The sequence below is a fragment of the Falsihalocynthiibacter sp. S25ZX9 genome, from assembly GCF_041205405.1.
Lineage (GTDB): Bacteria > Pseudomonadota > Alphaproteobacteria > Rhodobacterales > Rhodobacteraceae > Falsihalocynthiibacter > Falsihalocynthiibacter arcticus.
Window position 1 is genome coordinate 151,903 of sequence record NZ_JBGFCD010000007.1, and the last position, 20,681, is coordinate 172,583.

Sequence of the window (20,681 nt, forward strand, 5' to 3'; positions counted from 1 at the left end):
TTTATTCGATTCCATGCAGAGATAAAAGTTGCTTCATTCGATGGACAGCCAAATCCGGCTGGCTCAGGAGGCGGGCCTGATCGGCCAAACGAAACACCTCGGCGTAATGCGCGATTTCACGCGAGGATTGGAACCCGGCGGGCATAATAAAATGGCTCTGGGCGCCATTGAGCCATGCGAGGAAAGCGATGCCTGCTTTATAGAACTGCGTCGGAGCTTTGAATATCTCCCGACTGAGCGGAACCGTGGGGCCAAGAAGCGCATGGAAGGTTGCGGAATCGCCTTTGGCCAAGGCCGTAAGCGCTTGCGAGGCGGCGGGAGCGATGGCGGCAAATATCCCGAGCAAAGCGTGTGAAAACCGTGTTCCGTCCCCTTCGATCAAGGCGGCGTAGTTAAAATCATCGCCGGTATAAAGGCGCACAGACTCTGGAAGACGCGCCCGAAAGGCCTCCTCGCGGCTTTGTTCCAGCAGCGATATTTTGATGCCGTCGATCTTGTCTTCATGCGCCGTAATGATGTCCAAAACGGAGTCCGCTGCGGCATCCAGATCCTCCGCCCCCCAATATCCTTTGAGTTGCGCGTCAAACATATCGCCAAGCCAATGCAGGATGATTGGCTCCTTGGCCTGCTCAATCAAGCGACCGTAAACACGGGCATAGAAATCTGGACCCGTTCCCGCAGCAACCATAGCGCGGCTTGCCATGATGATGACTTGGCCACCTGCCGCCTCAATCGCTTCCATTTGTTCGGAATAGGCGCGAATGAGCATGTCTTCGGAGGTCAACGCGCTGATGTCGTATTGATCGGTGCCCGCACCACAGGCGACGCGCGGTTTTAACGGATGCGCTTTGGCCTCGATCATCGTGCGTTCAATCAATTCCTTGGCTGTGAGCCAATCAACCCCCATCCCGCGTTGGGCTGTGTCCATCGCTTCCGCCAACCCGAGACCCTGATCCCAAAGCGTGTGGCGAAACTTAAGTGTATTTTCCCAATCCACCGCAGGGCGTCCCACCCATGGCGCGCGTTCGGCCAACGGATCAGAAACCACATGCGCGGCGGCAAACGCTGTGCGGGTAAAAGGAACCGACGGCACTTGCGGCACCAATGGATCGCCAATCAATGTGTAGGTTTTGAGCGTATTTTCATATGTGGGTAAGCGCATCTGTCAAAGTCCATGTTCAGCGCGGATCATGTCGGCTGCTTTTTCCGCAATCATGATCGTCGGCGCATTTGTATTCGAGGAAATAAGGCGTGGCATGATCGAGGCATCCACGACCCGCAATCCAGCGATCCCGTTGAATTTAAGCTGTGGATCAACTACTGCCGCCGCGTCCGCGCCCATCCGGCATGTGCCTGCGGGGTGATGATCGGTTTTGGCGTTTTGGCAGGCAAAGTTGAAATAATCCTCCTCCGTGCGCACATCTTTTCCCGGAAGGATTTCCGACTGCACGAAGGGCTTAAGGGCATCCTGCCGCATGATTTCTTGGGCAAGTTTGAGCCCGCGAATGGACATCTCGCGGTCATGCGGATCGGCCCAGTAGTTTGGATCAATCAACGGCGCATCTGCGTGATCCGCAGTCGCAAGGCGCACGGTTCCGCGCGAACGGGGCCGCAAATAGGCCGAATTGAGCGTCACACCCGGATTGCGCATTTTGCTAACACCGGCCTCAATCCCCGACCCAAGTCCGAGGTGGAATTGAATATCGGGCGAACGCGCCCCCTCCTCCGCGTACCAAAAGCCACCGGTTTCAAACAGGCTGGAAGCGACGGGCCCGCTTTTGGAGAAGATGTAATGCAGGCCCGCGACCACCGACCAATGCGGCTTGGCATATTTGTCATAGGTATGGTCGCCCGTGCATTCCGAAATTGTAAAAAGGTCAAGATGATCCTGTAGGTTTGATCCCACTTCAGGCTGATCAAAAATCACATCTACGCCTACGTCGCGCAGGTGATCGGCGGGACCGATACCCGAACGCATCAACAGGGTTGGCGAGCCGATTGCGCCCGCCGAGACGATGACTTCTGCATTGGCGTGCAGAGTTTCGGCGCCGTTCTTCGCCAGAACTTCAACACCAACCGCGCGGTGATTTTCGACAAGGATCTTCCGGACCATTGCATCGGTCCGCACGGTCAAATTGGGCCGCCCTCGAGCGGGATCAAGAAAGGCAACCGAGGTTGAAGAACGGCGCGCATCCCGTTGAGTCAATTGATAAAAACCAACTCCGTCCTGCGTCTCGCCCGTCATATCATGGTTGCGCGGAATCCCGAGTTCGGCCCCTGCGCCGAAATATGCGTCGCAAATCGGCAAAGGCGCGCGCGGTTGGGAAACCCCCAAGGGCCCGCCTTGCCCATGAAATTCTCCGCCATACGTGTCATTGTCCTCGGACTTGCGAAAATACGGCAGGACGCCTTCATAAGACCACCCCTCACACCCCATCTGCCGCCATTCATCATAGTCCAGAGAATTGCCACGCGTGTAAATCTGAGCATTGATCGACGACCCACCGCCGATCACTTTACCCTGCGTATAGCGGATCACCATATCGTTCATGTGCTTTTGCGGAACGGTATGCCAACCCCAACTGCCAATGCCCTTGGTCATTTTCGCAAAGCCTGCGGGCATCTTGTAGAAGGGGTGCCAATCGCGCCCGCCAGCCTCAAGCAAAAGAACAGAGGTCTGTGGATTTTCGGACAATCGCGCGGCCAAAACGCACCCAGCCGAGCCCCCGCCGACGATGATAAAGTCATATGATTTGGTCATTGCACCCTCACAATCGATGGATGGACAAGCCACCATCCACTGGAATAATCGCCCCATTGGCGAAGGCCATTTTCCCCCGCACAAGAGGCACCACGATGCTTGCGATATCGCTTGGAATACCCCATCGTTTTGCAGGAACCAAGCCACCTTCAATGCGGGGCGTGTAGGCGTCCTTTACGCCGGCGGTCATATCGGTTTCGATAATTCCGGGCCGCAATTCAAACACGCCAATGCCGTCCTCCGCCAGTCGTGCAGCAAAGAGTTGCACCATCATCGCCGCCCCCGCTTTAGACAGGCAGTATTCCCCCCGTTCAATCGACACCATCGCGGCGCTGACGGAGGTCACAAATACGATGGAACGATAGTTTGCGCTTGCAGGCGAAGCGAGCATCCGCTGTGCCACCGCTTGGGCCAAAAAAAACGCCCCCTTGAGGTTAACGTCCATCACGAAGTCATAGCTATCTTGGGTGAGGTTCAGCAAATCGCCGCGCAATTTTGCGGGCACCCCTGCGTTTGAGACAAGGCTTGCGACGGGTCCACAATCGGCTTCAATTTGATCCAATAGGCGATCAACGGCGGCAATATCCCGTAGGTCGTGCTGAAAATACCGCGCGTCCTCGCCCAGCTCCGCAAGGGCGTCACGCACCGCGACACTATCAGGCGCACTGTCGGCAGCAAGCGCCACCCGATAGCCGTTTTCCACAAGGGCGTGGGCGATTCCAAGGCCAATGCCTTTTTGTCCACCTGTGATCAGGGCAACCGGTTTCATTCTTTCAGGTCCTTGTGTTTGATATGCTCGGCGACACGCAACGCCTGAGCGGCAATGGTCAGCGCGGGGTTCACAGCTGCGGAATTTGGCAAAAAGCTGGCGTCGACGACGAATAGATTTGGGTGATCATGCGCACGACAATGCAGGTCCAAAACGCTTGCTTTTGGGTCGGTGCCAAAAACGGCGGTACCGCACTGATGCGAAGGAGTCGCACGGTCGAAAGCTCGGGAAAGCAAGATAGGATAGCCTGCTTTACGCATCACTTTTTTTGCTTGTGCAACAAGGGCCTCATGAGATTCCCAGTTCGAGCGTTTCCAATCCAGAACGATTTGGTCCCCCTTCACCGTCACGCGGCTTTCAAGCGACGGAAGGTCTTCGCTCATGGCATACCAATCGACCGAATGTCGGGTGATCCAATCCGCCACGCGCGTGGGTATACGGGCCTGCGAGCGAAGGATGGGTGTTGTGATTTTCCCAAGCAATTGCATGTTGCCCAAGGGGGAATTATTCGGGCCCCCCTTTAAGTAAAAGTCATTGAAATACAGCGTTTTCTGATAGATTGCGGTGTTGAGCCGCAACGGATTTATCGCCATGAGGGCTGTGCAATTGTGGTTCATGAACCGCCGCCCGACAAGATCAGAGCTATTGGCCAGCCCTGTGGGATGTGCGTCGTTCGCCGAGCGCAGAAGCAACGCCGCCGAATTCACCGCACCTGCGGATAAGATCGCGATTTTGGGCTTGAGGGTGTGAAATTCACCGTCTTTTTCATAGTGAATTTCGGTGATCCGCTGTTTTGAATCCGCCTGCAAACGCGTAACCATTGCGCCCGTAATGAGCGTGAAATTCTCGTATTGTTTTGCTTTGGCAATGCCAACACTTTGCGCATCGCGCTTGGCCCCCGTTGTGTCGGGATGGCCATCCCAAGAGTCGTCGCCCCCCTTGAGCCAATGTTCGATGTCCACGGCCAACGGCAGGCTCGCGGGCGACACGCCTGCACGGCGCAATCGTGCGCGGACATCCGCAATAGATGCCTCATCTGGGACTGCGGGAAAGGGATATGCGCCCGCGCGAATAGGGTCTGTTGGGTCCTCGCCCGCGTGGCCACGCACATCAAAAAGCGCTTCGGCCTTGTCATACCAAGGGGCGAAATCCGTGTAAGAAAGCGGCCATGCGGGGGAGGTTCCGCCTAAATGTTGCATCTCTGCGAAATCCTCGGCGCGATAGCGCAACATCACACCGCCGTAGAATTTCGTGTTTCCACCGACATAATAGAAGTTGCCGGGGCTAAAACCTGCGCCCGACGGCGTAAGCCACTGCTCTTCAGATCGGAAAAATCCGCGTTTAAAAATGGCGTCGTCGTCCCGACACTCGGGACTTGCGCGCATATAATCGCCACGTTCCAGCATGACAATTTGAACGCCGGTTGGAGCGAGGGACGCAGCCAAAGTTGCGCCGCCCATTCCAGAGCCGATGATGACAATTTCGGGTTTCACAAAGCCAAAACTCCCTTGTGCCAATCAGGCAATGCGGTTTTCTGTTTGCGGATCAAACGGAATCGCTTTTTCCATATTGATCGCAAACGGAGCAATTTCACCCGGCTTAACTTCGGCATCCGCACGCATCCGTGCGACACATTCAAATCCGCCGAAGGTGCAGGTGACAAAAGTGTCTGATCCCGCGGGTTCGGTTACTTCGACACGGGCTTGAACCGCCTCAATATGACGCGAAGATTGGTCGGCACCATCTGGGTCGGTGATCGCCTCAGGACGAATGCCCATGGTGATTTGTTGTCCGTCGTAGGCGCGCAATGCATTGGCGGAATTCACGCATTTCAGACGCACACCTTCGCCGTCTTTGGTCTGGGTTTTTACGTAAACGGACTCGCCTTCGACCTGCACAGTCATGGGCAGTAAATTCATCGACGGAGACCCCATAAAGGAGGCCACAAACAGGTTGGCGGGGGTGTCGTAGATTTCCTTCGGCGTGCCTAATTGCTGTACATAACCGCCGTTCATTACCGCGATCCGCGTGCTCAGAGTCAGGGCTTCGATTTGATCGTGGGTCACGTAAACGATGGTTGTACCGAGTTTTTGATGCAGTTTCTTGATCTCGGTCCGCATATCGACCCGCAATTTGGCGTCCAAATTCGACAATGGTTCGTCAAACAAAAACACATCCGGTTTGCGCACAAGGGCACGCCCCATCGCCACACGTTGGCGTTGGCCGCCCGAAAGTTGCCCCGGTTTGCGGTCCAAAAGCGGTTCGATCTGGAGCAGTTTGGCCACATCCGCCAAGGCTTTTTCGCGCTCGGGTTTGGGCACTCCGTGCATTTCCAAGCCAAAGGTGATATTTTTACCCACGGTCATATTCGGGTAAAGTGCATAGCTTTGAAACACCATCGCGATGTTGCGTTGCGAGGGATGCACCCCGTTCATAAGGTTGCCCTTGATACTGATGTCGCCCGTCGTGATTTCCTCTAGACCCGCGATCATATTCAGCAGAGTAGACTTGCCACAGCCGGAGGGGCCGACGAGGACCAGAAACTCCCCCTCTTCAACAGATATATCCACATTGTGCAGCACTTGCACGGAGCCATAGGATTTCGTTGCATTGTTAATATCGAGAAAACCCATTGGATTAGCCTTTCACTGAGCCAGCCATCAAACCGCGGACGAAGTACCGACCAGCGACGATGTAGACGAGGAGTGTTGGCAGGGCGGCTAAGATCGCGCCTGCGAAGTGGACATTGTATTCTTTGACCCCAGTCGAACTCTGAACGAGGTTGTTGAGGGCGACGGTCATCGGCTGGCTGTCAAAGTCCGCGAAGGATGCGCCAAACAGGAAGTCATTCCAGATATTGGTAAATTGCCAGATAACGGACACCACGATGATCGGCCCTGAACTTGGCAAAAGAATGCGCCAGAAGATGCGAAAGAAACCCGCGCCGTCGATCATCCCAGCCTGCACAAGTTCCGTTGGGAACGCGGCGTAGTAGTTGCGAAAATAGAGCGTGGTGAAGCCGACACCGTAGACGACATGCACCAACACAAGGCCAGAAGTTGTTCCCGCGATATCCAACAAGCCAAGAACGCGGGCCATTGGGATCAGCACTATTTGGAACGGGATAAAGCAGGAAAACAGCACCAACCCATAGAGCAATGTGTCATAGCGGAACCGCCATTTCGTAAGCACATAGCCATTCAACGCCCCCAAGACGGTCGAAATCGCAACGGCAGGCACCACCATTTTGAGGGAGTTCCAGAAGTAGGGTTTCAGGCCCGTTGGCTCGACACCAATTTGAGCAGTCGACCACGCACTGCGCCATGCGTCAAAGGTCCAGATTTCGGGCAAGGCAAGCATGTTACCGCCCGTAATCTCGGCCAAAGGTTTGAGGGAGTTCACCACCATCACAAACAAGGGAAGCGCGTAGAACAGGACAAAAAGGAGCAAGAACAGATAGATAAAGACGCGCGTCACACGACCTGTGCGGATGGCGCTATCGGCAGAAGCAGCAGACATTATTTGCCCTCCTTGAGTTCAGCATAGAGGTAGGGGATCATAATCGCAGCGATTGTCATGAGCATGATCACAGCACTTGAGGCCCCAATTCCCATCTGATTTCGCGAGAACGTATAGGAGTACATGAAGGTTGCGGGCAGTTCTGTCGCGCGCCCTGGACCGCCGCCCGTCAAGGCGATAACGAGGTCGTAGGACTTGATCGCAAGGTGGCTCAGGATCACGAAAGCAGACAGAAACGCGGGACGTAATTGCGGGATGATGATGCGGCGATAGAGGTTCCAGTTGGAGGCCCCGTCCATTTGCGCCGCTTTGAGGATTTCGTTGTCTATGCCGCGCAGGCCAGCCAAGAACATCGCCATGACAAACCCGCTGGTTTGCCAGACGGCGGCAAGGACCACGGTGTAAATCGCATAGTCGCGGTTCTTGATCCAATCGAATTGGAAGCTGGTCCAGCCCCAAAGATGCATGGTATGTTCAAGCCCAATTCCGGGGTCGAGCAGCCATTTCCATGCCGTACCCGTCACAATAAAGCTCAAGGCCATGGGATAGAGATAGATCGGGCGCAAAACGCCCTCGCCGCGAATTTTTTGGTCAAGGAAGATCGCCAGTGCAAGGCCGATCACCGTACAAATAATGATATAAAGCGAGGCAAAAATGGCGAGATTTTTGAGGGCAATCGTCCAATGGCTTAGGCGAAAAAGCTTATCATAATTCTCAAATCCGACCCAGCCAAAACTGGGGAGCATCCGACTGTCGGTAAACGACAGATAGACGGTGAAAATGATAAATCCATAGACAAAGACAAAGACCATCGCCACCGAGGGAGACAGGACGAGCTTGGGAATCCAGTTTTGTAGGCGTGTTTTGAAATCTGGCTGGGCAGTTGGCTGCGCCATAGTGCTCTCCCTGTTTTTGAAAGCGATTGCAGGGTGGGCCGACCCACGCGAGGTCGGCCCAGATGTAGAGATCTTATTGTGCGATGGAGACTGCGTCGACCAATTCTGACGTCGCTGTTTCGCTGTCGTACTCGCCATTAAAGTGCGCGGTTACAACGTCATAGATCGCGTTCTTAACGGACGCATTCGATGCGTGGCCGTGCGCCATTGATCCATAGAGATTACCGGATGCAGAAGCGGCTGCGAGATCGGCAATGCCTTGTTTACCACAGGCATCGAAGGCCTCGTCGCTCACATCAGTGCGGGCAGGAACGGAGCCTTTGACCACGTTGAACGCCGATTGGAAGGACGGTGACAAGATCGCTGTTGCAAGGGCTGCTTGCTCATCCGATACCGTATCGCCTTGGCTGAACATCGCGAATTGGTCCGCGTTGAACGTGACTTGATCTTGGGTGCCTGGAAAGCGGAAGCAAAGGAAATCTTCGCCGGGAACTTTACCCGCATTCAAGAATTCGCCCTTGGCCCAATCGCCCATCATTTGGAAGCCCGCTTCGCCATTAATGACCATCGACGTTGCAAGGTTCCAATCGCGACCCGAGAAGTTGTCATCCACATTTGCGCGAATGAAAGACATGCGGTCGAACGCTTGTTTCATTGTGTCCGAACCCAGTGCTTCGGGATCAAGATCAATAAAGGCCGCCTTGTAAAAATCAGGGCCGCCCGTAGACATGACAACCGCATCAAAAATGGTCGCATCCTGCCAAGCTTGGCCACCGTGAGCGATGGGGGTGAGGCCCGCTGCTGCGAGGGTGTTTACCGCCGCTTCGAACTCTTCCCATGTCGTTGGAACAGCAATACCATTGGCTTCTAGCACCGCTTTATTTGCCCAAACCCAGTTGGTCGAGTGGACGTTAACAGGGGCTGCAACCCACTGGCCATCCACCTTGGAAAAGGCTTGCAATGCGTCTGGCACAACCGCGTCCCAGCCTTCAGCGGCTGCAACATCGTTGAGGTTCGCCAAGGCACCTTCATCGGCCCAATCGAGGATATCAAAGCCCAACATTTGAACGGCTGTTGGTGCGTTTCCTGCTGTAACACGTGCGCGCAAAACGGTCATCGCCGCATCGCCGCCACCGCCCGCAACGGGCATATCTTGCCAACCGATGCCTTGGCTTTCGAGGTCTTGCTTGAGCACGTTAAGCGCTGCGGCCTCCCCCCCAGACGTCCACCAGTGTAGGACCTCAACATCTTCGGCAACAGCCATGCTGCCCGTGATCGCAAGTGTGGCCAAAGTAGAAGTAGTAAGTTTCATAAATTTACGCATTTGGTTTCCTCCCTTTTTGCGTTGTCGTCTTTATGGATTTAGACCCATCTGGAGCGCGTTTTGCCGATCCTCATTTGAACGGTCTTTGTCTCAAGATATTCATCCATTCCGTGGTGGCCCAACTCCCGGCCTAATCCACTTTCTTTCGCGCCGCCAAAAGGCAGCTCTGCAAACCCGTCCATCCACGTGTTGGTCCAAACAGTTCCCGCTTGAACCCGCCGTGCAAATTTCAAACAGGTGCTAATATCTTGGCTCCAGACTCCCGCCGACAATCCATAATCGCCACCATTCGCGATTTCCAAAGCTTCGTCAAATGTTGTAAACGTTAGGACGGATAAAACGGGTCCAAAGACCTCCTCAGAGGCAATTGCCATATTTTTGGTCACATTTGCCACGACCGTCGGCTGATAAAACTCGCCCGACATCCCGTCAATGGTAAGGGGCGCGCCGCCAATCGCAACGGTTGCGCCAGCCTTAACTGCCTCTTTTACATAACCGTCTATTTTGGCTTGGTGTTGTGAAGAAATAATAGCCCCTACCTTTGTGGACGGGTTCAGCGGATCACCGAATGGAACCTTGCGTGATAATTCAACAATTTTCCGTATTAGCACCGCAGCAATATCATGATGTACGATAATCCGTGAACCAGAATTGCAACATTGGCCCGCATTGAAATATATACCAAACACAATCGCATCTGCGGCTTCATCCAAATCGGCATCGGGGAAAATGACCTGCGGGTTTTTGCCGCCAAGTTCCAGCGAGACTTTCTTTAACGTTTTGGAGGTTGCGGCCACGATCGCTTTTCCAACTGCCGTGGAGCCGGTAAACGACACCATATCGACATCGGGATGATTGGTGAGATTTGCGCCGACAGGATCGCCGTAGCCCAAAACGATATTCACGACCCCAGCAGGCAATCCGGCCTCGATCAAAAGCTGGCCGAGGATCACAGTGGTTGCCGAGGTCAACTCGGAGGGTTTGATAACGGCGGTACAGCCTGCCGCCAAGGCAAAGGGCAGTTTTTGCGACACGATAAGGAACGGAAAATTCCACGGCGTAATCATTGAAACAACGCCAATCGGCTCTTTGAGGACAACTCCGAGCATATCGGGGCCGAGCGTGTTGTGGCTGTCACCATGGATCGTGCGGGCAAGCGAGGCCGCAAAGCGCCAGATGTCGGCTGCACCTTCGATTTCCGCTTCGGCTTGGGCGATGGGCTTGCCGCTTTCCATCGTTTCATACAGGGCAATGCGCGACCGATTGGCGTCGATAAGGTCGGCAACTTTCAACAGAAATGTCGCACGTTCCTTGCCAGAGGTATCCGACCAACGCCGATCATCAAACGCAGTACGGGCCGCAGCAATCGCCGCCTCGACTTCGGCCTCTCCCCCCAAAGTGGCCTGCGTCACCAACTGTCCATTGGCGGGCGAAAAACGATCAAACGTTTGGCCAGACGCACTGGAGACCCAAGCGCCGTTAATGAGGTGCTGCGCAATAAAAACATCCGTGGGGGCAGGAACAGCACCCGCTCCAGAAATCAGCGTCAGATCATGAGTCATCACGGGAAATATCCTTGAAATTTGCAGGGCGTTTGGCGCGAAACGCGGCAACCCCTTCGGTTTTGTCTGGCGAGGCGGCCATAACCGCACCGCCTAAAGCCTCGATCATGGCGCTGCGGTCCTCATTTAGCGCCGCCGCCAACATATATTTCGCCACCTCAGTGGCCTGTGGCGACTTGGTTTTTATCTCGGCGGCCATAGCAAATGCGTCGCCGCGCGGATCATCGGAAACGGAATTCACAAACCCCAATGTATAGGCGCGCTCAGCACTTAACCGACGCCCCGTTAGGACAAGTTCTTTGAGAACGGCCGCTGGCATCAACTGAACTAGGCGCTGTGTTCCGGACCATCCAGGCACAATCCCAACCCCTGTTTCAGGAAGGGCCAGCGTTGCGCGCGGGCTCGCTACACGCAAATCACAGGCAGCCGCGAGTTCCAGCCCGCCGCCAAAAGCGTGGCCCGAAAGCACCGCAATTGTCGGCACGTGAAGGCGCGCGATACGGTCAAAAATCCGATGACCGCTGCGGATCCAATAGCGTGCGAAATCCATCGGCGACAAGTCCGCCCACGCGTTGATATCTGCCCCCACGCAAAACGCGCGATCCCCTTGCGCCGTAAGGACGACACAACGCAAATCGGCATTCGTTTCCAGTACAGTCAAATGGCGCTCAAGGTCGGCAAGCATTGCGGGCGTCAAGGCGTTGAGTTTGGTGGGATTATCCAGTCGCAACTCTGCGACACCATCGGTGAGATCAAGATGTACATTGCTCATAGCTTCAACCCCATCTTCCCTTCGGACAGCAGTGAAAGCGGCATAATATTAGCGTCTTTAGCCACAGCAACGCGACCTTCACTTGCGGCGATTATGTCAACCTCCGGATCAATTCCGGGCATAATTTCGAAGGCAACGAGACCGTTGTCTTCCAGACGTATCACGCATCTTTCGGTGATGTAGATAACGTCTTGCCCTTGGCGTCGCGCGCGTTGCCCCGCAAAGGTAACATGCTCAACCGTCTCTACCATTTTGGTAAACTTCCCCTGTGCCGTGACCCGAATTCCGCTCTCGGACACTTCCAATTTGGCACCTGCGGCGAAATATCCCGAGAAAACAATCTTGCGAGCGTGGGCCGTGATGTCGACGAACCCGCCGCATCCCGCCGTCAAATAGGGCTTCTTCCCCAGCTTTGACACGTTGACATTTCCGTCGCGATCTACCTCTAAAAACGACAGGAACGAGACGTCAAACCCGCCCCCTTGAAAGTAGGTAAACTGCGTTGGCGACGGCAAAATCGCATCCGCGTTGGAGGCACAGCCAAAGGCGAAATCAGTCAATGGGACGCCGCCGACAGCACCTTGTTCAATCGTCCACGTCACCGATTGCGGATGCCCTTCCTCCAGAAGGACCCGTGGCACATTCGCCGAAATTCCAAACCCTAGGTTGGCGGTATCCCCCTCCTTCAGCTCCATCGCAGCGCGGCGCGCAATAACCTTCTCGACGCCATATTCAGGAAGGGAGAAACTGTCCCACGGACGCATAATTTCCCCCGAAATCGCAGGATCATACGTGGTTTCTGTTGTCTGTTTTTGATCGGGGTCAATCACTACATAATCGACCAAATGTCCGGGGATATGCACGTCATGTGGACGGAGCGAACCCGCCGCCGTCACACGTTTCACTTGCGCGATAACGATGCCACGATGATTGCGCACGGCAATTGCCTGATCTAACGCGCCAAGCGTTGCACCTTCATGTTCAAAGGTGAGATTGCCGCGTTCGTCGGCGGTGGTGGCGCGAATAATCGCAATATTGGGTACGATATTTGGAAAATGCAGCCATGTTTCCCCCGCAAATTCCAGTTTATGGACAATTGGTTCAGCGGCGGCACATTCATTCATCGCACAGCCTTCCCGCGCTGGATCAACGAATGTCTCAAGCCCCACTTTGGTCAAAACGCCCGGCCTTCTGGCGGCCACATCTCGGTGCATATCAAACAGAATACCCGACGGCACATTATACGCAGCCACGCGATTTTCGGTCAGCATTTCCCAAATAGCAGGCATCGGCAAAGAGGACGGCCCGCTGGGATAGGACCCCGCAATGATCCGCGCCAGCAAGCCGTCTTGCGCAAGATGGTCGATACCTTTGATGCCGTACATATCGCCCGCAGCAATGGGATGCAGCGTGGTCAAATCGCGAGGACGGCCCTCCAGTGCGAACCTGTCGCCGAGCGCCTTAAGCACCAGATCAGGACACCCCAATCCAGACGACGACGACACAGTTACAACGTCCCTGTCCTTAATTTTCGAGACCGCCTCTGCGGCGGACACAATCTTCGAGGGCATGGCTTACAAGCCTCCGTAATTGACAGCGACGCGGGTTCCCGTGGTCGCGGCCTGTTTGACGGCTGCGGCGACGGCAAGCGATCGCATGCCATCGCGCCCTGTCGCAGCAGGCTGTCCCTGCCCTGCAACCGCGCCCATAAAGCGATCTATCGACCGCGCATAGAGATTATGATCGCTGAACTTAATCTCCTCAACGCCGTCCGCCGTGCGCAACTCAACTTGCCCAATGGGCTGTTGCGTCATTACGTTTTTAGCAATGATCGACCCTTTGGTGCCATGAAATTCGAGACCCGTTTCGGCGTGGCGAAGCGTGAAACCTTCATGGGTCTGGACCAATATTCCTGACGGCATTTTCCAGACAGACATGACTGAATCCTCAACCCCCTGCCCCAAACTGCCGGAGGCCTCAATCGCCGTAACTTCCAACGGATATTCCCCGAGATGAAAGCCAACCGTGTCCGCGTCATGCACAACGATATCTGGTATGACACCGCCCCCCGCCGCCGCATTGTTAATACGCCAGCCTTGAAGCGATTCAGGTAGGTAAACCGCATGGAAAACGCGCACAGCCTGCACATCGCCAATCCGGCCCGCATCGATCAACTCTTTGATTTTCAAGTGCGACCCAGCGTTGCGCAAATGGTGGTTCGTCGCGAGAATAACGCCCGCCTCCTCGGCAGCATTGACCATCTCAAGCGCATCCGCACAGGACATCGCCAAAGGCTTCTCACACAGCACATGTTTGCCCGCAGCAATCGCAGCAAGCGCTTGAAATTTATGCTTTTCGTTTGTGGTTGAGATATAGACGGCATCAAGATTCGGGTCGGCAAGCATCGCCTCAAGATCCGTTGTGGAGGACATGATATCATGCGTCTTTGCATACTCCGCACCCCGTTCAGCATTTGTGCTGAGCACTGAAATGATCTGATTGTCCGCACAAGACCGGATCGCCGAAATCATATGCCCGGCTGCAATCGTGCTCGCCCCTATCAATCCCCAGTTCATACTATCTCCTAACTATTTGGAACGTTCCAATTTCGAATCCACTATTATTTGGAACGTTCCAGCCAGTCAACACATTTTTGGAATTTAGTTATAGAATACTATTTGTCAGACTTCTGAGCGGCAACGAGTTACAGCGGGAAGGATCATCCCGCTACAGTCGCCAAACCCAATGATATACCCGTCCCCTTGCGCTTTACCTCGCAAAGTTAGCGTGTCACCATCTTCGATGAAGCTGCGGATTTCGCCAGTGTCTAAGGCGAAAGGTTTGCGCCCTGCCCAGCTGAGTTCCATGAGCGACCCAAACTCGGCGCGTGTGGGCCCCGAAATTGTGCCCGACCCCAACATATCCGCCGTGTTCATGGCGCAACCGCTGCTCGCGTGGTGGCACAGTTGTTCGGCGGCGGAATAATACATGCGATTGTAGTTGGTTCTGCTGATTACGGTGGCTGTCGCGCCCCCTTTGGGTTGCATCAGCACCTCAAGATCAATGTCATACAACCCTTTTTTTGTGCCGTTTAAATAGGGTAGCAGCGCCTTTTCACGTGGTGGTGTCCCCGCGCGGAAGGGGTCTAGCGCAGCAGACGTTACGATCCACGGGCTGATGCTTGTGCCAAAGGCTTTGCCTTGAAACGGGCCTAGCGGTTGGTATTCCCAGCCTTGGATATCGCGCGCAGACCAATCATTGAGCAGAACATAGCCAAAGATCATGTCGTCGGCCTCATCCACCGTAATCGGTTGGCCCAACTTAGTGCCCGCCCCCACGATGGCGCCCAATTCCAATTCGATGTCCAAGCGTTTGGTTGGGCCAAAGGATGGCACCTCGGCGTCCGGCGCTTTGGTCTGGCCGTTGGGGCGGTGGATCGGCGTGCCCGACACCACAATCGAGGACGCGCGCCCATTATAACCGATGGGAATGTGCAACCAATTCGCGGGCAAATCTGGCGACCCACGCAGGATTTCACCCATATTTTTGGCGTGCTGAATGCCTGCGTAAAAATCGGTGTATTCGCTCACTTGAAGGGGCATGTGTAAGGTGGCCTCGTCGCGCGCCACCAAGTAGGCTGCGACGCGCTCCTGCTCTTTGCTTCCCTCGGCCAACAACTCGATTAAACGCGTGCGCAGCGCGTCCCATTTGCTGCGGCCCTGTGCCATAAACGCGTTCCACGAGCCCCCCCCAAATGCGCCGTTAAAGTCGAGCAGCCCTGTGCCTTCAAGCAATTGAATATCAAGGATATAGTCCCCGATAGCCACCCCGCATCGCGGAGAGGTTTCGCCTACAGAGAACACACCATACGGCAAGTTATTGAGTGGGAAAGAAGTTGAGGCGTTGTTGGCGCTTTCCACCCAAGAGCGATGCAATTTCGTCATGATATCCCCTTAATAATTTGCTGTTGATCGGCGCGATCCATCACATATTTCATTGCGACTTAAACATAATATACCGTTTCATTTCTTGCCCGCAGTCCCGTTGAATTTCTTCTCAAGGCTCTCCCAGCAGTCGATATAATCATCCTGAAGCGGCGCCTCCTTACCGGCGAATGCGGTCAGATGTTGGGGGAAACGGGTCTCGAACATAAACGACATCGTGTTGTCGAGTTTCTCGGCTTTGAGGTCGGCATTCGACGCGCCTTCAAACGCATTTTTATCTGGACCATGCGGCAACATCATATTGTGCAAACTAATCCCGCCGGGCACAAACCCCTTCGGTTTGGCATCATACTTGCCATAAATATTGCCCATCATCTCGGACATAATATTCTTGTGGTACCAAGGCGGACGGAAAGTATCTTCGGCCACCATCCAGCGCTCGCGGAACAGCACAAAGTCGATATTGGCCGTCCCAGCTTGCCCCGAAGGCGCCGTCAGAACGGTAAAAATCGAAGGGTCTGGATGATCAAACAAGATCGCCCCTACAGGGCAATACGTCCGCAGATCATATTTCACCGGCGCGTAATTTCCGTGCCACGCCACCACATCCAAAGGCGACTGGCCGATCTTGGTTTCATGGAACTGGCCGCACCATTTCACGGTCACAGTTGAGGGCACTTCGCGATCTTCATAGGCTGCAACAGGCGCCTTAAAGTCGCGCGGGTTGGCCATACAATTCGCCCCAATCGGACCCCGCCCCGGCAGCTCAAATTTCTGTCCATAATTCTCGCAGACAAATCCGCGGGCAGGCCCCTCAAGCACTTCGACGCGATACACAAGCCCGCGCGGGATAATCGCGATTTCCTTAGGCTCCACATCCAGAATACCAAGCTCGGTATAAAACCGCAGCCGCCCCTCCTGTGGCACCACCAGCATTTCGCTGTCTGCCGAGAAGAAATAGCTGTCTTCCATGCTTTCAGTGACCAGATAAATATGGGTCGCCATGCCGACTTGGGTGTTCACATCTCCCGCCGTCGTCATCGTGCGCATGCCCGTCAACCACGTCAGCGGATGATCGCCGTGGGGCACCGGATCCCAGCGATATTGCCCAAGGCTGGTCACATCATTCAGGACGTTCGGCGCGGATTTCCAATACGGCAGATCGATTTTTTCATATCGGTGCGAATGCTTAACCGACGGACGAATTCGATAACACCACGTGCGTTCGTTTTGATGGCTTGGAGCCGTAAATGCGGTCCCAGAAAGCTGCTCACCATACAGACCATAGTTGCATTTCTGCGGACTATTCATGCCCTGTGGCAACGCCCCCTCAAGCACTTCGGTCTCATAGTCATTGCCAAACCCGGGCATGTAACCCGTGTTGGGTCCCGGCAAGGACGGGGCCTGAACCATTCGGTGTGGTGGAATTTGCGTATTCATGGAGGCCTCCGACAATTGCCATTGCGTCTAAAATATCAGTTGCTTTTGTAACTAACAACGCTTGTTTTTCCTAAAACGTAGTACTAGACATTTCCGAAACTTTCGGGGCGCTTCTGTCAAACCCTAGCAAAAAACATGCCTGAGGAATTTTGATAGCGCGTGTGAGGTCGCATGTTTAGATAGTGTCGCTTGCCCACTGAGGTTGATGTGACGCATTAGAATCGAATAGTAACCTATTGAATTTAATATATATACTTAACCACTCTCCATCACTAAGTTCATCACAGACATAAAAAATGAAGTGCACGCAGATCAGCCTGTGATACGTTATGTATTAGGTCAGTGCGGTTTCGCGCCGCAGGTTTTTGAAAACGCGTACCGCAGCTGGTACGCTCCACCCTTGGATAACGGGCAGCCACACTATGTCATTACAATTCGAAAGAATCCGCGACACCAATTTGCACTACAGCTTCCACTCCGGAACTAAGGGAGCGAGGCCGATTGTCTTCCTCAACTCCTTGGGAACGGATTTTCGGATTTGGCAGGGTGTAGCAGACAGGTTGCCGGATGTTCCTAAATTGATGATGGACAAACGCGGGCACGGCTTGAGTGATATGGGAGCGATTAGCATTGAAGGCCTCGCTCAAGATGTGGCCGATTTGATGGACCATCTTGGCCTCACAGCGGCCATCATTTGCGGCGTGTCCGTTGGTGGATTGATTGCCCAATCTCTTGCTGCCCTTCGCCCCGACCTGGTCGCTGGACTTGTGTTGAGTAACACGGGCGCCAAAATCGGCGACGACGCCACGTGGAACCCACGCATCGACGCGGTCGAAGCCACGGGCCTAGAACCCATGGCGGATGCGGTGATGGAAAGGTGGTTTTCAGCAGAATTCCACAAGACTAAATCCGCGCAATTGACGGGATATCGCAACATGCTGACGCGAACCACCGTCGAGGGCTATGCGCAAACATGCAGAGCCATTCGCGACGCGGACCTGACCGTATCAACCCGCGCAATCACCGTCCCCACAATCTGCATTGGCGGCTCCGAAGACAAAGCGACGCCGCCCGAACTTGTGCGTGCACTCTCTGACTTGATCGCGAATTCAAAACTGGAAATCATCCAAGGGGTTGGGCATCTGCCCTGCCTTGAGGTCCCCGAAATCATCGCCGGCCACGTGAACGATCTTTGGCGCCCCCTTAACCAGTAAGCGCCTTATAAGGCCGGAGTTGTGGACGGCAACGCAACTGGTGGAGAGGCGTTTACGCGGCATTCCACCAGCACGAGCGCAGCGCCCGCAAAAAATCCAACTGCTCCAATCAACGTCCAAGCGACCGACGCAGTAATAACAGCACTGCTCGCGCCACCTGACGGCACGAAGGCCATGACGGCAGAGATCATAAACGCGACGCAACCCGCGAAATTGACCAACGCGCCCCACCACGAGATATCCCACGGACGCCACGACCAATAGCGGTGGCAGGTCTCGATAAATGCCAGATATCCAGAGGTGAGAAAAAGGATGGACCCAAGCAGGTCGGGCACCCAAATCGCTAAATCCTGTTGAAGCCAGCTTTCAATCGACAGCAACGCCATAAAAGTGCAGGCATTAAACAAAAGCGTTCCCAGAAATTGCAAAAAACTACTAAGCCAGCCGATTTGAGAGGGTTGCCAGCCAATCAAAAAAAATCGCCGAGGTTCAGCGCTTTCATGCGGTAATGCGCCCGAGTTCGCTGCCTGAAACAACTGCAGGTATCCCGCTATCGTGAAAAAGATCGAACCGAGGAAAAAGACCGCATTAACGTCAAATCCAGACATCGAAAAGGTGCGCGCGGCCACAGGCCACAGCGTTAGAATCGAACCTGCGATGAACAAGAACGATCCAATCGAGAACCCGCTGCCGATCCAGACGTTCAGGCTTTCTGGTTTCCACGCGTCACTATAAGTGGGCAAAAATGCCCGCCGCAATCCCTTGCGATGATCTCGCGAGCGCCAGACGTGCTGCTGCCCTTGGTGCGCATATTGCCGGCGCGTTACAAACGGCCATGGGCCGCTTGCAGCGCTGACTTTCGGCCCATCAGTGGAGGGGGTGCGACAGTCTTCGGTCAATGATGAAAACCACCGGCGGCATTTTCGCCGAGCGGTGTTTCCGCCGGATGTTTTGTCAAATGTGCCAACGCTTTACGGATATCGCGCATCAGGAGCGTAGCAAGGTCGCGACTGACTCCGTTGCGCACCAAAATGCGTTGAATAGCTTGGGTCTGACAGTTTGCAGGCAAGGTATATGCGGGCACTTGCCAGCCATAAATCCGCAGACGGTCGGCCAAATCGAACAAGGTAAATCCAAGATCAACATCGGGTTTGAGCGTCCAACACAGGGCTGGGATGCCAGATGTCATGTCCCCATCGTAGACAATATCAAAAGGTCCAAGCGCGCCGATTTCGGCCGCGAGATATTGCGCAGTCGCGTAGCACGACTTGTGGATTTTGGTGTAGCCTTCGCGCCCAAGTCGCTGGAAATTATAATATTGGCAGGTAATCGGGCCACCCGGCCGCGAGAAATTAAGCCCAATATCGCGCATATTCCCGCCCAGATAATTCACCCAGAACACCAAGTTTTCGGGGAGGTCTTCGGCGCTGCGCCAAACGATCCAGCCCACACCAAGCGGCGCGAGGCCGAATTTATGGCCGGACGCGTTGATCGACTTCACCCGCGGCAAGCGGAAATCCCACATCAATTCAGGGGCACAGAACGGCGCGAGAAATCCGCCAGAAGCTCCATCAACGTGGATCGGAATATCAAGGCCCGTTTCCGCTTCATACTTATCGAGCGCCGCAGAAACCGCCTCAACGGGTTCGTATTGCCCCGTGAACGTTACGCCAAGCGTGGGCACGACACCAATGGTGTTCTCGTCACACAGGCTCAACACCTCTTCTGGCGTCATCAAAAGGCGTCCGTTTTCCATCGGAATTTCGCGGTGTTCCACATCCCAATAGCGGGTGAATTTATGCCAACAAACCTGCACGGGACCTGTGATCAGGTTGGGCTTATCGATCGGCTTACCCTCGGCTTTGCGGCGGGCTTCCCAGCGGCGCTTCATCGCCAATCCACCCAGCATCGCCGCCTCGCTCGACCCTGTCGTAGAGCAACCCGTAGCTTCATCGCTGGGCGCATTCCAAAGGTCCGCAAGCATACGCACACAGCGTTGCTCGATCTCCGCAGTCTGTGGATATTCGTCCTTGTCCACCATGTTTTTATCAATGCAATCGTCCATCAATTGGTGGATTTCAGGCTCTTCCCAAGTCTGGCAGAACGTTGCGAGGTTTTGGCGCGAGTTACCGTCAAGCATCAACTCGTCGCGGATCGATGCATAGACATTGCGCGGGTCACTTTCGCTTCCGGGAAAGATGCTTTCTGAAAGCGGGACCGACATCTCGTCGGAGCCGTAAATTTCGTCGAAATGGTTAGATGGCGCAGGCGTCTTGGTGGTGTCGACCATTGTAGTCCCTCATTGTTGGCGCGCCGAAGGTCGAGAAGAACCAAAATATGAACTCTCTGTTTTCTGGCGCAAGATCAAACTGTTGTCTGTTGTATAGTACAAAATTTGTCCGTCGGTCCACCTTCCAACCTAGTTGGGCACTGCGGTTTTACAACTAGAACCGTATAAACATATCTCAGCCCAAGTAAGC

Annotated in this window: 17 protein-coding genes; 1 reads left to right on the top strand and 16 read right to left on the bottom strand. The window is 54.5% G+C overall.

Translation table 11 applies throughout. From position 1 onward, the window contains the following. Position 1: 1 nt before the first annotated feature. The 14 genes from AB9F29_RS10105 to hmgA form a co-directional block, all read right to left on the bottom strand. Positions 2-1,162 carry a dihydrodipicolinate synthase family protein gene (locus tag AB9F29_RS10105; protein ID WP_369755568.1) on the bottom strand — a complete coding sequence of 387 codons (1,161 nt, stop codon included), beginning with the start codon at positions 1,160-1,162 and terminating at the stop codon, positions 2-4. A 3-nt stretch (positions 1,163-1,165) separates the two neighbouring features. Then, positions 1,166-2,761: a GMC family oxidoreductase gene (locus tag AB9F29_RS10110; protein ID WP_369755569.1), complete on the bottom strand. Its 1,596-nt coding sequence runs from the start codon at positions 2,759-2,761 to the stop codon at positions 1,166-1,168. Positions 2,762-2,768: 7 nt separating this feature from the next. Next, entirely contained in the window at positions 2,769-3,530 is a 762-nt protein-coding gene (locus AB9F29_RS10115; protein WP_369755571.1) for a 3-ketoacyl-ACP reductase, read from the bottom strand. Next, positions 3,527-5,023 carry a GMC oxidoreductase gene (locus AB9F29_RS10120; RefSeq protein ID WP_369755572.1) on the bottom strand — a complete coding sequence of 499 codons (1,497 nt, stop codon included), beginning with the start codon at positions 5,021-5,023 and terminating at the stop codon, positions 3,527-3,529. The genes AB9F29_RS10115 and AB9F29_RS10120 overlap by 4 nt, the downstream gene beginning before the upstream one ends. A gap of 24 nt (positions 5,024-5,047) precedes the next feature. Then, complete coding sequence (locus AB9F29_RS10125; RefSeq protein WP_369755573.1) at positions 5,048-6,163, bottom strand: ABC transporter ATP-binding protein; 1,116 nt, start codon at positions 6,161-6,163, stop codon at positions 5,048-5,050. 4 nt (positions 6,164-6,167) lie between these two features. After that, entirely contained in the window at positions 6,168-7,049 is an 882-nt protein-coding gene (locus AB9F29_RS10130) for a carbohydrate ABC transporter permease (RefSeq protein ID WP_335583458.1), read from the bottom strand. Next, entirely contained in the window at positions 7,049-7,945 is an 897-nt protein-coding gene (locus tag AB9F29_RS10135) for a carbohydrate ABC transporter permease (RefSeq protein WP_039000402.1), read from the bottom strand. Before AB9F29_RS10135 ends, AB9F29_RS10130 begins: the two co-directional genes overlap by 1 nt. 73 nt (positions 7,946-8,018) lie before the next feature. Beyond that, a complete protein-coding gene (locus AB9F29_RS10140; protein WP_335583460.1) occupies positions 8,019-9,269 on the bottom strand; it encodes an ABC transporter substrate-binding protein in 1,251 nt (416 codons plus the stop codon). Between the two features lie 38 nt (positions 9,270-9,307). Further along, positions 9,308-10,831 carry an aldehyde dehydrogenase family protein gene (locus AB9F29_RS10145; RefSeq protein WP_369755574.1) on the bottom strand — a complete coding sequence of 508 codons (1,524 nt, stop codon included), beginning with the start codon at positions 10,829-10,831 and terminating at the stop codon, positions 9,308-9,310. Then, positions 10,821-11,603 carry an enoyl-CoA hydratase/isomerase family protein gene (locus AB9F29_RS10150; RefSeq protein ID WP_369755575.1) on the bottom strand — a complete coding sequence of 261 codons (783 nt, stop codon included), beginning with the start codon at positions 11,601-11,603 and terminating at the stop codon, positions 10,821-10,823. Before AB9F29_RS10150 ends, AB9F29_RS10145 begins: the two co-directional genes overlap by 11 nt. Next, entirely contained in the window at positions 11,600-13,174 is a 1,575-nt protein-coding gene (locus AB9F29_RS10155) for an acyl CoA:acetate/3-ketoacid CoA transferase (RefSeq protein ID WP_369755576.1), read from the bottom strand. Before AB9F29_RS10155 ends, AB9F29_RS10150 begins: the two co-directional genes overlap by 4 nt. 3 nt (positions 13,175-13,177) lie before the next feature. Then, positions 13,178-14,179 carry a Gfo/Idh/MocA family protein gene (locus tag AB9F29_RS10160; RefSeq protein WP_369755577.1) on the bottom strand — a complete coding sequence of 334 codons (1,002 nt, stop codon included), beginning with the start codon at positions 14,177-14,179 and terminating at the stop codon, positions 13,178-13,180. 105 nt (positions 14,180-14,284) lie between these two features. Continuing rightward, on the bottom strand, positions 14,285-15,547 hold the full coding sequence (fahA, locus tag AB9F29_RS10165) for a fumarylacetoacetase (protein WP_369755578.1): 1,263 nt from the start codon (positions 15,545-15,547) through the stop codon (positions 14,285-14,287). 78 nt (positions 15,548-15,625) lie between these two features. Continuing rightward, positions 15,626-16,987 carry a homogentisate 1,2-dioxygenase gene (hmgA, locus tag AB9F29_RS10170; RefSeq protein ID WP_369755579.1) on the bottom strand — a complete coding sequence of 454 codons (1,362 nt, stop codon included), beginning with the start codon at positions 16,985-16,987 and terminating at the stop codon, positions 15,626-15,628. Between the two features lie 422 nt (positions 16,988-17,409). Here hmgA and pcaD point away from each other — a divergent pair, with 422 nt between their 5' ends. After that, positions 17,410-18,201 (top strand): 3-oxoadipate enol-lactonase, encoded by a 792-nt coding sequence (pcaD, locus tag AB9F29_RS10175; RefSeq protein ID WP_369755580.1) that lies wholly within the window; start codon positions 17,410-17,412, stop codon positions 18,199-18,201. Positions 18,202-18,206: 5 nt separating this feature from the next. Here the strand turns inward: pcaD and AB9F29_RS10180 are convergent, their stop codons facing one another. Both AB9F29_RS10180 and AB9F29_RS10185 read right to left on the bottom strand, forming a co-directional pair. Further along, entirely contained in the window at positions 18,207-18,944 is a 738-nt protein-coding gene (locus AB9F29_RS10180; protein ID WP_369755581.1) for a hypothetical protein, read from the bottom strand. Between the two features lie 152 nt (positions 18,945-19,096). After that, complete coding sequence (locus tag AB9F29_RS10185) at positions 19,097-20,491, bottom strand: glutamate decarboxylase (protein ID WP_369755582.1); 1,395 nt, start codon at positions 20,489-20,491, stop codon at positions 19,097-19,099. Between the last annotated feature and the right edge of the window lie 190 nt (positions 20,492-20,681).

What these genes read in the sequence shown, in the direction of transcription:
- fahA (WP_369755578.1), bottom strand. Translation starts at nt 15,547, where the DNA reads ATGACGAAATTGCATCGCTCTTGGGTGGAAAGCGCCAACAACGCCTCA.
- AB9F29_RS10140 (WP_335583460.1), bottom strand. Translation starts at nt 9,269, where the DNA reads ATGCGTAAATTTATGAAACTTACTACTTCTACTTTGGCCACACTTGCG.
- pcaD (WP_369755580.1), top strand. Translation starts at nt 17,410, where the DNA reads ATGTCATTACAATTCGAAAGAATCCGCGACACCAATTTGCACTACAGC.
- AB9F29_RS10130 (WP_335583458.1), bottom strand. Translation starts at nt 7,049, where the DNA reads ATGTCTGCTGCTTCTGCCGATAGCGCCATCCGCACAGGTCGTGTGACG.
- AB9F29_RS10145 (WP_369755574.1), bottom strand. Translation starts at nt 10,831, where the DNA reads ATGACTCATGATCTGACGCTGATTTCTGGAGCGGGTGCTGTTCCTGCC.
- AB9F29_RS10110 (WP_369755569.1), bottom strand. Translation starts at nt 2,761, where the DNA reads ATGACCAAATCATATGACTTTATCATCGTCGGCGGGGGCTCGGCTGGG.
- AB9F29_RS10135 (WP_039000402.1), bottom strand. Translation starts at nt 7,945, where the DNA reads ATGGCGCAGCCAACTGCCCAGCCAGATTTCAAAACACGCCTACAAAAC.
- AB9F29_RS10185 (WP_369755582.1), bottom strand. Translation starts at nt 20,491, where the DNA reads ATGGTCGACACCACCAAGACGCCTGCGCCATCTAACCATTTCGACGAA.
- hmgA (WP_369755579.1), bottom strand. Translation starts at nt 16,987, where the DNA reads ATGAATACGCAAATTCCACCACACCGAATGGTTCAGGCCCCGTCCTTG.
- AB9F29_RS10115 (WP_369755571.1), bottom strand. Translation starts at nt 3,530, where the DNA reads ATGAAACCGGTTGCCCTGATCACAGGTGGACAAAAAGGCATTGGCCTT.
- AB9F29_RS10150 (WP_369755575.1), bottom strand. Translation starts at nt 11,603, where the DNA reads ATGAGCAATGTACATCTTGATCTCACCGATGGTGTCGCAGAGTTGCGA.
- AB9F29_RS10155 (WP_369755576.1), bottom strand. Translation starts at nt 13,174, where the DNA reads ATGCCCTCGAAGATTGTGTCCGCCGCAGAGGCGGTCTCGAAAATTAAG.
- AB9F29_RS10160 (WP_369755577.1), bottom strand. Translation starts at nt 14,179, where the DNA reads ATGAACTGGGGATTGATAGGGGCGAGCACGATTGCAGCCGGGCATATG.
- AB9F29_RS10125 (WP_369755573.1), bottom strand. Translation starts at nt 6,163, where the DNA reads ATGGGTTTTCTCGATATTAACAATGCAACGAAATCCTATGGCTCCGTG.
- AB9F29_RS10105 (WP_369755568.1), bottom strand. Translation starts at nt 1,162, where the DNA reads ATGCGCTTACCCACATATGAAAATACGCTCAAAACCTACACATTGATT.